This is a genomic window from Bradyrhizobium sp. NAS80.1 (assembly GCF_001908205.1).
Taxonomy (GTDB): Bacteria; Pseudomonadota; Alphaproteobacteria; order Rhizobiales; family Xanthobacteraceae; genus Bradyrhizobium.
Genome location: NZ_LGHL01000111.1, coordinates 1 through 13,822, shown reverse-complemented (window position 1 = coordinate 13,822; position 13,822 = coordinate 1). Strand labels below are relative to the sequence as shown.

General features: G+C 62.7%; 14 protein-coding genes. 7 read left to right on the top strand and 7 right to left on the bottom strand.

Going from position 1 to position 13,822, the window contains the following annotated elements; genetic code table 11:
- Window positions 1-109: 109 nt before the first annotated feature.
- Complete coding sequence (locus AC629_RS24050) at window positions 110-991, bottom strand: metallophosphoesterase family protein (protein ID WP_084807433.1); 882 nt, start codon at window positions 989-991, stop codon at window positions 110-112.
- An 80-nt stretch (window positions 992-1,071) separates the two neighbouring features.
- On the opposite strand from AC629_RS24050, the gene AC629_RS24045 reads away from it, so the two are divergent.
- Together AC629_RS24045 and AC629_RS24040 are read left to right on the top strand one after the other, a co-directional pair.
- Window positions 1,072-1,563 carry an NUDIX domain-containing protein gene (locus tag AC629_RS24045; protein WP_084807432.1) on the top strand — a complete coding sequence of 164 codons (492 nt, stop codon included), beginning with the start codon at window positions 1,072-1,074 and terminating at the stop codon, window positions 1,561-1,563.
- Window positions 1,564-1,691: 128 nt separating this feature from the next.
- Complete coding sequence (locus AC629_RS24040; RefSeq protein WP_084807431.1) at window positions 1,692-2,207, top strand: GNAT family N-acetyltransferase; 516 nt, start codon at window positions 1,692-1,694, stop codon at window positions 2,205-2,207.
- Between the two features lie 115 nt (window positions 2,208-2,322).
- Here AC629_RS24040 and AC629_RS24035 read toward each other — a convergent pair whose 3' ends face one another.
- On the bottom strand, window positions 2,323-2,850 hold the full coding sequence (locus tag AC629_RS24035) for a P-loop nucleotide/nucleoside kinase family protein (RefSeq protein WP_084807430.1): 528 nt from the start codon (window positions 2,848-2,850) through the stop codon (window positions 2,323-2,325).
- A 153-nt stretch (window positions 2,851-3,003) separates the two neighbouring features.
- On the opposite strand from AC629_RS24035, the gene AC629_RS24030 reads away from it, so the two are divergent.
- Window positions 3,004-3,357: a DUF2200 domain-containing protein gene (locus AC629_RS24030; protein WP_084807466.1), complete on the top strand. Its 354-nt coding sequence runs from the start codon at window positions 3,004-3,006 to the stop codon at window positions 3,355-3,357.
- A 156-nt stretch (window positions 3,358-3,513) separates the two neighbouring features.
- Here AC629_RS24030 and AC629_RS24025 read toward each other — a convergent pair whose 3' ends face one another.
- The 4 genes from AC629_RS24025 to aspD all read right to left on the bottom strand — a co-directional run bounded on the left by AC629_RS24025 (window position 3,514) and on the right by aspD (window position 6,250).
- Complete coding sequence (locus tag AC629_RS24025) at window positions 3,514-3,843, bottom strand: asparaginase domain-containing protein (RefSeq protein WP_084807429.1); 330 nt, start codon at window positions 3,841-3,843, stop codon at window positions 3,514-3,516.
- Window positions 3,844-3,888: 45 nt separating this feature from the next.
- Entirely contained in the window at window positions 3,889-4,194 is a 306-nt protein-coding gene (locus AC629_RS24020; protein WP_349531234.1) for a hypothetical protein, read from the bottom strand.
- A gap of 121 nt (window positions 4,195-4,315) precedes the next feature.
- A complete protein-coding gene (locus AC629_RS24015) occupies window positions 4,316-4,537 on the bottom strand; it encodes a hypothetical protein (RefSeq protein ID WP_084807427.1) in 222 nt (73 codons plus the stop codon).
- A gap of 96 nt (window positions 4,538-4,633) precedes the next feature.
- A complete protein-coding gene (aspD, locus tag AC629_RS24010) occupies window positions 4,634-6,250 on the bottom strand; it encodes an aspartate 4-decarboxylase (RefSeq protein ID WP_084807426.1) in 1,617 nt (538 codons plus the stop codon).
- Window positions 6,251-6,606: 356 nt separating this feature from the next.
- On the opposite strand from aspD, the gene aspT (AC629_RS24005) reads away from it, so the two are divergent.
- The 4 genes from aspT (AC629_RS24005) to AC629_RS23990 all read left to right on the top strand — a co-directional run bounded on the left by aspT (AC629_RS24005) (window position 6,607) and on the right by AC629_RS23990 (window position 11,562).
- The gene (aspT, locus tag AC629_RS24005; protein WP_084807425.1) at window positions 6,607-8,298 is read left to right on the top strand and encodes an aspartate-alanine antiporter; all 1,692 of its coding nucleotides are present in this window, start codon (window positions 6,607-6,609) and stop codon (window positions 8,296-8,298) included.
- Between the two features lie 16 nt (window positions 8,299-8,314).
- The gene (aspT, locus tag AC629_RS24000; protein WP_084807424.1) at window positions 8,315-10,009 is read left to right on the top strand and encodes an aspartate-alanine antiporter; all 1,695 of its coding nucleotides are present in this window, start codon (window positions 8,315-8,317) and stop codon (window positions 10,007-10,009) included.
- A 205-nt stretch (window positions 10,010-10,214) separates the two neighbouring features.
- Window positions 10,215-11,198 carry a lytic transglycosylase domain-containing protein gene (locus tag AC629_RS23995; protein WP_168195573.1) on the top strand — a complete coding sequence of 328 codons (984 nt, stop codon included), beginning with the start codon at window positions 10,215-10,217 and terminating at the stop codon, window positions 11,196-11,198.
- Window positions 11,199-11,304: 106 nt separating this feature from the next.
- Window positions 11,305-11,562, top strand: a complete 258-nt coding sequence (locus AC629_RS23990) for a hypothetical protein (RefSeq protein WP_084807422.1) — start codon at window positions 11,305-11,307, stop codon at window positions 11,560-11,562.
- Between the two features lie 112 nt (window positions 11,563-11,674).
- Here AC629_RS23990 and AC629_RS23985 read toward each other — a convergent pair.
- Window positions 11,675-13,822 (bottom strand): TonB-dependent receptor (locus AC629_RS23985; protein WP_084807421.1); only part of this gene is annotated, 2,148 nt, incomplete at its 5' end.

Genomic DNA, 13,822 nt, shown 5'->3' with positions numbered 1-13,822 from the left:
CATGAGCCCGGAATCCATCGGGCGGCAGCGCATGGCGATGAATGGATTCTCTGATGCGCAATTGCCCATCATAGCTCGCGCCTTTGGCGCGCCCCGGAATGACAGCGAGCTAAATCAACCGCGCCTGCTTGATCTGCTGGATCTGAAATCCAGACCCGAGGCCCCGCACCGTCTGCTCGCAGCGCCAGCCGGCATTGTCCTTGTCGATCGCGAACAGATTATACGCCGCCGCCGGGTAGCGTCCGTGCGCGAGCGCGGACGCCGACGGTACGCCGATCGCGGGAATCTTGCCGTTGGGGCCCTCGAACCACATCGTCGAATGAATGTGGTCGTGCCCGTGCAGGATCAGCTCGACGCCGTGACGCCTCAGCAGCGCCAGCAGATCGGCTGCATCGGTCATCCGCTTGTGACGCGCGTCGGACTTCAGGGGATGATGCACCAGCAGCACGCGGAAGACATCCTCGGCCGCGAGCCGTTCGAGGATTTGTTCGAGAGACGCAAGCTGATCGCGCCCGAGCGTGCCCGTCGCCATCAGCGGCAGGGTCGGCACCGCCGTGGACAAGCTGACAAGCGCGATCGGCCCGCGCTGGCGGACGGCCGGAAAGCCGATGCTGCCGTCATCGCTCGCAAGATAGGGCGCAAAGGTCTCGCCGAAGCGATGAGTGGTGGCGCGGACATAGGCGTCGTGATTGCCGGGAATCGTGGTGACGCGGTCGGGCGGCCCGACGCCGTCGAGCCAGGCGCGAGCCGGCGCGAACTCCGCCTCCAGCGCCAAATTGACGAGATCGCCGGTTACGGCGATGTGGTCCGGCGCCTGCGCCCGGACGTCGGTGACGAGCGCGTCGAGCACCTCGCGGCGCTGGTACTTGTGGCGGTTGCGCGTCCAGTTGACGTAGCCGAGCGCGCGCTTGCCCGCGAGCTCGATCAGCCGCGGCTTCGGCAGCGGCGGCAGATGCGGATCGGACAGATGGGCGAGCGTGTAGGGGGCCATGACGCGCGATTGCCTCGCTATTCCTATTCTGTAATGGCAAGGTCGCGACACCAGCGCAAGCGGGGCGTCAAGGGAGCCTGATGGGGGATCGTCTGAACAGCGTCCGACGGACATTCGAACCGCTGCTGCGGCGAATCTTCCACGCCTATTTCCTGCTCGTTCGCGGCATGACTCTCGGCGTCCGCGCCGTGGTGCTGGACGCCGACAACAGGGTGTTCCTGGTCAGGCACAGCTACATCACCGGCTGGTATCTGCCCGGCGGCGGCGTCGACCTCGGCGAGACCATGGAGCAGGCGATGCGGCGCGAGCTCAAGGAGGAGGGGGACATCGATCTGACCGGAGACGCCGTGCTGCATGGCATCTTCCTCAACAGCCACGTCTCCCGCCGCGACCACGTCGCGGTCTACGTCGTCAGGCACTACAGGCAGGATCGCCTGCCCACGCCCAACCGCGAGATCGTCGAATGCGGATTCTTCGCGGCCTCGGCATTGCCCGAGGGGACCACGCCCGGCACGCGGCTGCGGATCGTGGAGGTGCTGGACGGCAGGCCGCCGATCGCGACCTGGCGGTAACCAGTTCAGCCGCTGGATGCCGCACGGGGCCGATGGACCGCGGCCCTCCGAGGTGTTATCCCGCTTCCGACATTGACGCGTTTTCTGAACGCGAACCTGTTCCACTTCGCTCGAAGACGCATGTTGACATGACTGATCTCTCGCTCACCATCCTTCCCGAAGCTCCCGGCGACGCCCAGGCGATTGAACGGCTGCACGAACGCACCTTCGGCCCCGGCCGTTTCGTGCTCAGCGCCTACCGCATCCGCGAGCATGTCGATCATCTGCTCGACGTGTCCTTCACGGCCCACATCGGCACGCTGCTGGTCGGCTCGGTCAGGCAATTGCCGGTGCTGGTCGGCGACACGCCGGCCCTGCTGCTCGGGCCGCTCACCGTCGAGCCGCCGTTCCGCGACCGCGGCATCGGCCGTCTGCTGATGGAGCGTGCGCTGAAGGACGCGAAGGAGAAGGGACACCGCCTGGTGCTGCTGGTCGGCGACGAGCCCTATTACAGCCGCGTCGGCTTCAAGCCGGTGCCGAAGGGCCGTGTCACCATGCCGGGCCCGGTCGACGCCGCGCGCGTCCTGGTGTTCGAACTCGTCGACGGCGCGTTTGAGGGCGTGTCGGGGCCGGTGAGCCCCGACTGGAGCAAGGCGCGGGGCTGAGAGGGCGCGCATAAGTCTGGTGGTGACGATCGCTGCGGCGAACGGAAGGTCCTCCGCGTAGCCCGGATAGAGCCAACGGGTCGGCGCGCAGCGCCGCCGGTCCGGGCTACGAGGCCTAACTCGACATCAGGCTTTTGATCGTCTCGGCACTTTCCTGCGGGGTCAGATGGCTCACATCGAGGGTGAGCGAGGGTTGAGGCATGGACGCCATGCAGGCGTCGAACTGCGGTCGAAGCGCGCGGAGCAGCGACGGATCACGCATCTTGCCAAATGCAGCGCGTCCGGGGTCGACCAGGCGTCGCTCCTGCTCTTCGTAAGGCAGGTCCAGTGCCACAAAGATGATCTGGCCGCCGTTTCCTTCGATCAACGCGCGCACCCGATCCGGAAAATCCCGAGCCACGGTCGGCTCGGGCGCGAACGTGAAGATCAAGGATCGGTTCTGCCTGGCCGCCTCGTCAAACACCGTCATCCAGAACTGTTCGCGCAAGCGCGAGAACGCCTCTGTCCCGAACGGAAACACCGCGCCAACGGCATCGACGACGAGATGATTGTGGAATAATGCGACATTCGTTCGCGCCGCAAGCTCGCGCGCGATGGTCAGCTTCCCCGACGCGACTTGCCCGAAAATAAAGATCAGCTGCATCTGCTCTCGATATCATGAGCGGTGACCACCTTCCATGGGAAGTCCATGCGGGAATTGTGAGGCCCGCGGAAACGTGATGATGTCCACCCGTGGAGACGGGACGACCCGTTCGACCCAGAGCTAATGCCTTTCATGGTGACCGCCGGAGTGCCGATGGCAAAACATCGTATCTATACAACGAGCTTCGCAAGCGTTTACCCGCTCTACGTCGCGAAAGCAGAGAAAAAGGGGCGGACGAAAGCAGAAGTTGATCAGATCATCTGTTGGTTGACAGATTATCGTCGTGAGGATCTGGAAACCCAACGAGATGAACAGGCTGACCTTGAGACATTCTTTACGAACGCACCTCAAATAAACCCTTCGCGAACGCTGATCAAAGGCACGGTATGCGGTGTGCGAGTGGAGGATATCAAGGAAACCACTATGCGAGAAATTCGCTACCTGGATAAACTGATCGACGAGCTGGCGAAGGGAAAAACAATAGACAAAATTCTGCGAAAGAAATGATGTTATGCGATCGGCCTTCGTCCAGCATATCGCGCATTTCTGTCTCCGTTGGTCTACGGCGACCCTTTGCTCGTCTCCGGTCGATTGCTGCTTTTGGACCGGGCTCGGTCCACTACCAGGTAGCGGTAAAGGCCTGCTGGAGCGCGGCGGGAGAGGTCACTGGGATCCGATCGACGAGATTTGTTCGGCAGTCAGCTTTGCCATTTTATCGAGACCTGGGACCGACTGGACCAGCTGTTCTCCGGTAATCTGGCCAGATTTGTACGCGCCGCTCGCACGGGGATCTGCCTGACCCGCGATTGTTCCTCCCGTCGCAAGCACGAGAACACGCGGCAGGTTGGTGGCCGGCCCCGCATCTTTGCCTGTCTCTGCGGCATGTGCCGCCACGCTGATCATGAATGAGAGTGCGAGGCAAACCACTTGAATGGAGAGCATCGATATCCGGCTTTGCCGGCGGATCGCGTGTCTGTCAGCGCGCTTTTTCATCGAATTGACCTCGGCACCGGCAGGAGACGACGACGATCCGCGCCGTCATCCGCGGGTTTGTCGAAAATGATGATTTCTGGGGGTGAACCACCTGGCCAGGGCGCGCACCTCGTCTTCGCATGTTTCCAGGGCGATCTTCTGAGCCAGCATCACGTCGCCGATTGGCAGATCAACAATCGTCGTGAAACACAGCCCCTCCCGGAGGCGACCGCTTTTGTCGATCTCGCATACATTGGCCGAGGTGCCAGTATAGATCCTGTACTGGTTTCCGGTGTTTCCTCCGACGACGTCGAAGTAACCCTTGCTTGCGAACTGCTCCCGCTGCGCCTGCGACAGCCATTCTCGCAGCATCCGTAGCGACCGTCCCTCGGGCGTGGCCTCGGCACCGTGGCTTATGAAAAGGGCTCTCGTCGCCCTCATGCGGGAGCGGCTACTCGATGGAGTAGGTCGAAACCCGAACATGACGGAGCGACTACCCGCCGACTAGTCTGGGAAAAAAGAGTGTTTCTTCCGCCGAGGGGTCGAACGACCGGACTTTCGATACCTGACCTGGACCGGTCCGGACCGCCGCGGTGAAGCCAACGCCGGTCAATTCGTAAAAGCGCCGTTCCGCCTGGGCCAGTTCCTCTGCGTCGTCGGAGTTGAAGGAGTAGCGGCTATCGCCGTTGCGGTCCATCACGAGCTGGATTGGCATGATCACCCTCCTATGATTGCTATTGTCGCACATCCTCGATCCAAGAGTGTCGCACGGGCAACGCCCTGTCAGGGCGTCGCGGTAGCCGCGTTTCCTTTAGCTTCCCCCCTTAGACGCTTCGTATGTGTCGCGGTATCCTCTGGCAATCGACCGAACGCCCCGTCCGATATCGTCGTAGACGTCGTCCGGCAGGTTCGCCAGGGAAATACGGAGCGACCATTCGGGGGCATCGAAGCCGCCACCGTTCAGCAGCACGATCCCGTGGGCTTCCGCCAAGCGGAACGCAAGATCGAGCGGATGGATGTGCTTCTTCAGATAATCGACGGCTTCGTCTCCGATGTTCTTTCGGGCCCAGAACTCGAAATCGATCAGGGCGTAATAAGCGTCGTAGTTTGGATTGGGCGACAGCTTGTCGGCGAGTCCCAGGCCATCGAGCAGCGCCCACAGCCGCTTGTTGACGATTTCCATGCAGGCGGCCTGATAGGCCTTCTTCGTGTCCATCATCTCCGAGAGCGAGAAAAGGCTCATCATCACCTGCTGCGGCAGCGACAGGCCCGCAGTGTGATTGAGCGCGACGTCGCGACTGTCGGCAACGATTCGATCGATGAATTTCAGCTTGCGCGGCTCCAGCGTCAGCGGCCCGTAACGCTTGTCGAGCGCCTTCACGGCGTCGTCGGGCAGCTTCGCAATCATCTTGTCGAAGATGTTGTCTTCATGAATGGCGATGGCGCCGAGCCGCCATCCCGTGCAGCCGAAATATTTCGAATAGGAATAGACGCCAATGGTGTTGTGCGGGAGCTCGCCCAGCAGTGAGCGGAAACCGTGAACGAAGGTACCGTAGACGTCGTCGGTGAGCAGCATGAGATCGGGGCGCTTGGTCCTGACCAGATGGCCCAGCTTCGCGATCGTCTCCGGGCTCACCCCCATCCCGGAGGGATTGGCGGGATTGACGATGAAGAACGCCTTGATCTTCGGATCCTCCAGCTTCCTGATTTCCTCGTCGGTGAACTGGAATTTGTTTTCCTGCGGCGCCCTGATCTGGACAACCTTGAGGTCGTAATCCTCCAGGTGCGTCATCTCGATGTAGGGCGTGAAGATCGGCGTTCCCAGCGCGATGGTGTCGCCGGGAAGCAATAGGCGGTTGGCCTTGAGCGACTTGAACAGGTAGCACATCGCCGCCGTGCCGCCCTCGACCGCATAGATGTCGAACTTGCCGGCCGGTGGCGGCTCACCGCAAACGGCCCACATCAGATATTCGTGCACGATCTTTTCGTTGTGCACCAGCATACGGTCCGGCACCGGATAGTTGTCGCCGATGATGGAATCGACGAGCTCGTGGACGAAGGCGTCCGGGTCGAAGCCGAATTTCTTGACCGCAAAGGGCAGCATCTCCGAAAGGAAGCCCGCGCCCGGCATGTCAGAGGCCTTGGCGAGCCAAGCCTCAAACCGAGCGGCAATGCCCTTCGCCTGAGGCATGCCGCCAATTCCGGCCGGGTGCTCCATGACCCGCTTGCTTTCGGTGATTGCGAACTGTCCCAGCAGGAAGAAGCCTTCGCGCGGCGTGGTGGCCACCCAGTTCGGATTGCCGCGGCCGGCGTTCAGGAACGCGGATTGGGTCCGTCTCGACGTCGCCTTGGCGAGATTGATCAGCTCGTCCTTGATCTCGAACGGGCTCAGCGCCTCGAATTTTTTCAGCGTCAAGAGATCGGCCATATGACACTCCCAAACTGTGCGATCTGTTGGGGCGAGGTGGACGAGGCTCCCGCGCCCGCGCAATCGCGCTCAGAATGATCGGCGGTTGGCGGTGTCCCTTGATCTACCTCAAGGCTTAGGCGGGAATGACGCTCCGAATCGCCGCCGTGCCGCAACGCAGCGCGACGATGTCGTCGGTGGGACCTCGGAGGCCGCGCAGCTCAGCCGTCACGCTTGACATAAATCAAACATCTCCCGTCCGACCCGCCGCCTCATGTTGATCGATACTGCTTGAGCGCTCGTCGTCGGGTCTTCGATCCGCGACGTCGCGCCGGAGCGAGCGGGCGCGCGCCGACGGCACGAACGGGGGTGACATCATGATCGACTGGTTCTTTCAGACGCTCAAGAGCTATCCGGAAATCGCGATCTTCCTATCCTTGGCCCTCGGCTACTATTTCGGATCCTTCACTTATAAGGGCCTGGGACTGGGGGCTGTCACGGCAACGTTGATCGCCGCTGTTATCATCGGCCAGATCGGGATCACGATTACAGGTCCGCTCAAGCCGTTCTTCTTCCTGATGTTCCTGTTTGCCATCGGCTACGGCGTCGGGCCGCAATTCGTGCGCGGCATCGCGCACGACGGTATTCCCCAGGCGATTTTCGCTGCCGTCGTATGCGTGTTCTGCTTGCTCGCCCCGTATGTCGCGGCGAAGATCGCCGGTTACGATGTCGGTTCGGCCGCCGGACTTTATGCCGGTTCGCAGACGATTTCGGCGTCAATGGGTCTGGCGACCGATGCCATCAACCGCCTCGGGCTCTCGCCGGAAGAAACCAAGAAGATCCTCGACGGCATGCCCGTCGCCTACGCGGTCACCTATATTTTTGGTACCGTCGGATCCGCGATCGTCCTTGCTCTGTTTGGCCCGGCCCTGCTCGGCATCGATCTCGAAGCCGCGTGCAAGAGATATGAGGAGGAGCAGGGCGGCAAGAAGCAGTTGGGCGGTCCCGGCACCGCGTGGCACCAGTTCGAGGTCCGTGCATTCCGCGTTCGCGAGCGCGGCCCGGCGGTCGGGAAAACGGTGCAGGAGGCCGAGGCGCTGGTCCCCGATCAACGGGTGTTCATTCTGCGGCTACGGCAGGACGGGAAGATCATCGATGCGATGTCCGATGCCGTGATTCATGCGGGTGATGTCGTGGCCGTGGCAGGCCGGCGCGACGTACTCGTCCAGCTGATCGGCGAACAAGCGGAGGAAGTCGACGATCGCGAGCTGCTCGCCATGCCGATCGAAGGCGTCGATGTCTACGTGACCAGCAAGGACGTCGACGGTAAGACGCTGGAGGAGGTAGCGAAGAGCCCGGCATCGCGCGGCGTGTTCCTGCGCAAGATCACGAGGGGCGCGATCGCGGTCGAGATCCCCATCCTTCCCAACACCAAGCTGAATCGGGGCGACATCGTCACCATCGTTGGACGCACGCCCGATGTCGCGGCCGCGACGAAGATGCTTGGCCGGCCGGATCGGGCAACCGACGTCGCCGACGTTGCTTTCATCGGTGCCGCCATCGCTATCGGCGCGCTGGTCGGCGCGATCGTCTACAAGATTGGCAGCGTTCCCCTCACGCTGTCCACCTCCGGTGGAGCGCTGATCTCGGGCCTGTTCTTCGGCTGGCTGCGCTCCGTACACCCGACCTTCGGCCGGATTCCCTCACCAACCGTCTGGTTCATGAATTCCGTCGGCCTGAACGTGTTCATTGCCATCGTTGGTATCTCGTCGGGACCGGGCTTCGTTGCCGGCCTGAAGGCGCTTGGCATCGGGCTGTTCCTGTGGGGCGTCGTGGCGACGACGGTGCCGCTGATCCTCGCAATGTATGTCGGCAAATACCTGTTCCGCTTCCATGACGCCATCGTGCTCGGGTGCTGTTCCGGCGCACGGACCACCACTGCCTCGCTCGGCATGATCAACGATCGCGCCAAGAGCCAGATTCCGGGTCTCGGCTATACCGTCACCTACGCGGTCGGAAACACACTGCTGACGATCTGGGGCATGGTGCTCGTCATGCTGATGACGTAGAAACCGGCCGCTTGAGATGCTGACCTGGCTGGAGCAGTTTCTCCTCCGTTATCCGGAGCTCGCGTTATTCCTGGTGATCGCCGCAGGCTACTGGATCGGAAGCTTCAAGATCGGCGCCTTCAGTCTTGGCCCGGTCACGGGCTCGTTGTTCGCCGGCCTGGTGGTCGGCGACTTCGCGCGTGTCCCCGTTTCCAGCATGACCAAATCCTTCCTGTTTCTGCTGTTTCTGTTCGGAGTCGGCTACTCCGTCGGTCCGCAATTCGTGCAGGCGATGAAGCGCGACGGGCTGAAACCGATGCTGCTCGCCGTCGTCGTGTGCTTCACCGGCCTTGCGGCCGCAATCGTCGTAGGGAGGATACTGGGGCTCGATCCCGGCCTTGCGGCGGGGCTGATGTCGGGGGCGCTCAGTCAAAGCGCGGCGATGGGAACGGCAACCGACGCGATCAACGGCCTCTCGGTGCCCGAGGCGCAGCGTGCCCTGTATGTCTCACATATCGCGGTCGCTGATGCGGTCTGTTACATCTTCGGCTATGCGGGCGTGATCATGTGGTGCACGGTGGTCGCACCGGCGCTCCTGAAGATCGACCTGCGGGAAGAGGCGCTCAAGCTCGAGCAGTCGCTGGGAATGAGCCGCACCAAGCCGGGTCTGGCGTCCGCTTGGCGAAAATTCGAGCTGCGGGCCTATCGGCTGGACGAGGACTCTTCCCTCGCCGGATCGACGGTCGCGGCCGCCGAAGCCCGCCTGCCGGAGCACCGCCTGTTCATCCATCGGATCCGCCGTGGAGAACGCATCCTCCAGGCGGAGCCGGATACTATCCTAGGGCCGGGCGACGTCATCACGATATCGGCGCCGCGCCAGATCATCGTGGAACTGATCGGCGCCCGCGCCGAGGAGGTTGAGGACAGGGAGCTGCTCGACATTCCCTTGATCGCCGCTGACGTTTTCCTGATCAACGCCAAGCTCGCGGGCATGAACCTGCAGGACGCCTCGCAGCAGGACTGGACACGCGGCCTCTATTTGCGTTCGTGGAGCAGGGGAGGCCAGGAGCTTCCGATTGCGCCCGGCGTGGTTCTGCAGCGTGGTGACCTGCTGCGCATCGTCGGCCCCGAACCGGTCGTGGAGAACGCGGCGAAGCATATCGGTGTCATCGTTGCTCCCAGCACCAGCATCGATTTCGTGGTGCTGGGGCTTGCCATCTTCTTCGGCGGCATCGTTGGCGTTCTCGTGAGTTTTCCTGTCGGCAGCATCAAGATCGCGCTGAGCACGAGCGTCGGCACGCTGCTTGCCGGGCTTCTGGTTGGCTACCTCCGCACGCTCAATCCACGCTTCGGCCGGATTCCGGACGGCGCCATCAGCCTGATGACGTCACTCGGACTAGCTGCGTTTGTCGGGCTCACCGGGATCCACGCCGGGCCGATCTTTCTCTCCTCCTTGCGGGAATCGGGCATCGGCCTGCTGCTCGGCGGCATGGTCGTGACGCTGTTGCCGCAGATTGTCGGATTCTGCTTCGGTCATTTCGTCTTGCGCATGAACCCAATCCTTTTGCTCGGCGGGTTGACCGGTGCGCAAACGGTAACGGCGGCAATGGCCGCTCTCCAGGAGCGATCGGGAAGCCCGGTGCCCGTGCTCGGCTATACGCCGGCGTATCCAGTCGCGAACATCCTGCTCACAACCTGGGGCTCTGTCATGGTTCTTGTGTTTGCGGCCTGAGCCGACGCAGCACAGTCTATTGTTGGCAACGGAGATGGGGCGGAACGCACTCCCTGTTTCGGCGTTGTGCGTTGCATAGACCCCACTTCGCCTTCCCTGAAGTCCCGATCTTGATCAATCGGGTTCCGGAGAACGCGCTGATCGTTCTGGGGCAGGATTTATGAGGTTGCCTTCCCACGAGCCCGGCCGGGCGGAAGCGATCGTCATGAAGTCTGATCTTGGTCAAACTCCATCGCCTGCCGGCTTCGGCCGAGCTTCCGGCTTCCTGCTGAGACTGCTCCTGTCCACGACGGTGGCGATCGGGTTCCCCACACTTGCATCGGGCGCGGGCGATGATCCCCCTGCGGTGCAACTGCAGCCATCTGCTGAAAATCCCCAATCAGAAGAAACTTCTCCGACGAAACGAAGTGACGAACCGGAGCCGAATGCTCCGTCCACGGCACCAAACCTGTGTGAGGCGCTCGCTGCGGCTGCAACCACAAATGACCTGCCGGTCGACTTCTTGACTCGCCTGATCTGGCAGGAAAGTCACTTCAGGCCCGACGCGATCAGCCGGAAAGGTGCGCAGGGCATAGCTCAGTTCATGCCGGCGACCGCAAGGTTGAGCGGCCTTGAAGACCCGTTCAATCCGCTGGAAGCGATTGCGAAGTCCGGTGAACTCTTGCACAGCCTTCGTCTCGCATTTGGAAATCTCGGCCTTGCGGCAGCCGCGTACAACGCCGGGTCTGGACGTGTCCGCGATTGGCTTGGCGCCCGGCGGCCGCTTCCCTTGGAAACGCGGGCCTATGTGCGGCTTGTGACAGGTCGCTCCGTTGAAGAATGGGCCGGAGGCCAAACCGCACCGGTTGAGATGCCCCCGGTCGAAGTTATTCCGTGCAATTTACCAGCCATCATTTTGATGCAGCCCAAGCCGGATGAATCTCCGCCGCGACCTGAAACCGTCAAGCCATGGGGTGTGGAAGTGGTCGGCGGGCCCACTCCGGCCAAGGCGCTTGCCAGGTACCGTGAGTGGCTACCGAAGTATGCGGCGATCGTTGCCGATCGCGAGCCTCACGTCGTTGTACACGGGATCATTGGCCAGATGGGCGCCGCGCGGGTCCGGGTCGGCGAAGATACCCGGGGCGGAGCCGAAAAATTATGCGCGACGCTGAAGGCAGTCGGTACGTATTGCGACGTGCTGCGCAACTGAATGCGCCGCCGCCGTATGCGCGCCGCGAGATCCTGGCATCCGTCTTGCTGAAGTGTGTGCAAAGCACCGCACCGCAAGCGGGGCTGTTTCAGATTGAGGCGATCACATGCAACCAACGTCCCGTTTCGATGCGACTGCGTCCCTGCACCTCCATGCTCTCATTTCCGACCTGGACTGGCGCGGTCGGATGCTCGAGGCCGATATCAAGGAGGAGGAACGTAAGGCCGGCAATGCCGACCCGGGCAGCGCGACCTATCCCATGCTTGCCGTGACGCTGCGGACTCGCCTGGACAATCTGCGCGCCTCGATCGCCATGTTGAAGAGCCGGCTCGAAGATGCACCCGGAAGGGCGCGCGCCGCCTGAGCGGATTTGACGCGTTCTGCTAAGCGCCCTGAGCCGGAGGTGCACCCCCGGCTCGGCTCGAAAGCGGGCCTGATCGAGAGCCCGTTCCGATTCCATCGGAACGGAACTGGCTCTAGAACTTGAAGTTCGCAAACGCACGCACGCCGATGCCGGGCATCAGGACCTGGTCCTTGGTGTAGGACACCGAGTTGCGGATGCTCTGGTTGAGGAGATTGTTGCCGGTGATGCCGGCCATCATCTCGCGCGCACCGAACCAGTTGGGGTCGAGCTTGGTCTTGTAGCTCACCTCGGCCTTCAGCAGGTTGTAGCCGGGCGTCGGTGTCTCCGCGATCACGGCGACATTGTTCTGCGCGAAGGCGTGCAACAGGTTGATGCGCATCAGCCAGTTGTCGTCGCGCCAGAACACGCCGCCGCCCATCCGCAAGGGCGGAATGCGCGGCACGTTTGTGCCGTCGGTGAAGGTGGCACGAACCACGTCGAGCTGGTTCTCGATGCCCCAGATGCCGCCGCGGAACGCGCCGACATCGAGCTGCGATTGGAACTCGCCGCCGCGGAAGATGGCATCACGCTGCGAATATCTCGCTTGCTGCAGCTCAAGCTGGTCCGGATTGGCGATGTCCACACAAGCCGCATTGTCGCACGTATTGCCGGTCAATCGGCGAAATATGAAGCCGTTGAACTTCGTGTAGTAGCCGGTGAGTTCGAATCGGAACGGCCCTGTCGCCCGCCGCAACCCGACCTCGATCGATTTCGCCGTTTCGATGCCGAGGTCTGGATTGCCAATATCGAAGGTAGCGGTCGCGTCATGCGCGCCGCGCGAAAAGAGCTCTGCCGGTTTCGGCGCTCGTTCGACGTATTGACCGGTAATGCTGGCGACCAGACCCCACGGCAGATTCTGGAGCAGGCCAATGCTCGCACTTTTCGGCGTGAAGTTCGGATTCCGCGACGTGGCAGGACCAATACTGGCAGGGTCGATGTTAACGTCGAACACGGGAGGTATGAATGCCGGCGTTGTCCCGGAGAGATTGACATGCTCGATGCGTCCGGCAATCTGGGCCTTGGTGGTCTCGCTGAATTTCAGCTCGTTGAAGACGTAACCGGCGATCCTGTTGTTCTTGTTCGGATCCCACAATCCGTTGAGCGGGCTACCGGGATCGTCGGGGCTCGGTGCCGTCAGTTCCTGGTGGCCGGCCTGCAGGCCAAAGGCGGTCGTCACCTCGGCGAAGCGCGCGTTGAACGGCATCAACTGCACCTCGGTGCGGATCTCCTGCTCCTTGTTGGTGAAGGTCTGCCGCACGCCGTCGCTGTTGGGATCGGCGGGATCGGCAAGGCCGAGCTCGTTGTGCCGGTAGTCGGTCGCCCCGGCCCAGAAGCGGACGGCGTCGATCGCGGCGGCGTCGGGGTGGTACTCGCCCTTGACGTTGATCTTGGTCTGGTGGCCGTCGATCCGCGTGTCGTGGTCGGCGCCGTCGATGCCGGGGATGTGGTAGAGCGAGTCGTTCTGCGTGATCGCCGCGCCGATATAGCCGCCCTGGAAGAAGTAGGAGCCGCCGATCGAGGCGCCGTCCGAGCGCGTAGCCGAGTTGGGCTGGCGGCCGTACACGGGCCGCGACGGACCGGTCAGATAAGGATAGCTCGGAATGAAATAGTCGGAGGTCGTGCGGCCATAGGCGTCGGCGTGGAAAGCAAAGTTGCCGCCGCCGGTATCGAGCAGCACTCCGCTTTCGGCGCCACGGTCGACCGAGCTGAAAGCGGTGCGCGTCTCGGCCGTGACGCAGGGCGACGTCGCCGCAGTTGCGAGCGGAGCCTTGGTCGGCAGGCCGTAAGCCTGGAACGATGGAGCGCAGGAAGGCAGCGCATCCGGAATCCGGTTGTTGGTGGCGCTGACGACGCCGCCGATCGAGGTCGAGCCGTAGCGGAGCGCGGCCGGCCCGCGCATCACTTCGACCTGGTTGGTCGCAAGCGGATCGATCGGGACGAAATGATCTTCGCCGAGATCGGAGGCGCCGCCGCCATTGGTGCCGTTCTCGACGATGCCGACGCGGTTGACATCGAGGCCGCGGATGACCGGCCGGCTGGAGGCGCCGGGCGCGAAGCTCGAGCCGGTGATGCCGGGCTTGGAGAACAGGAGATCGCCGAGCTGGCCGCCGCCCTCGCGGCGAATCTCCTCGTTCGACACCACGGTGACGGTGGCGAACTGGTTGGTCACGATCGGCAGCACGCCCTGCTGAGGCGCGGCGGCGGGGGCCGCGGCCGCCGG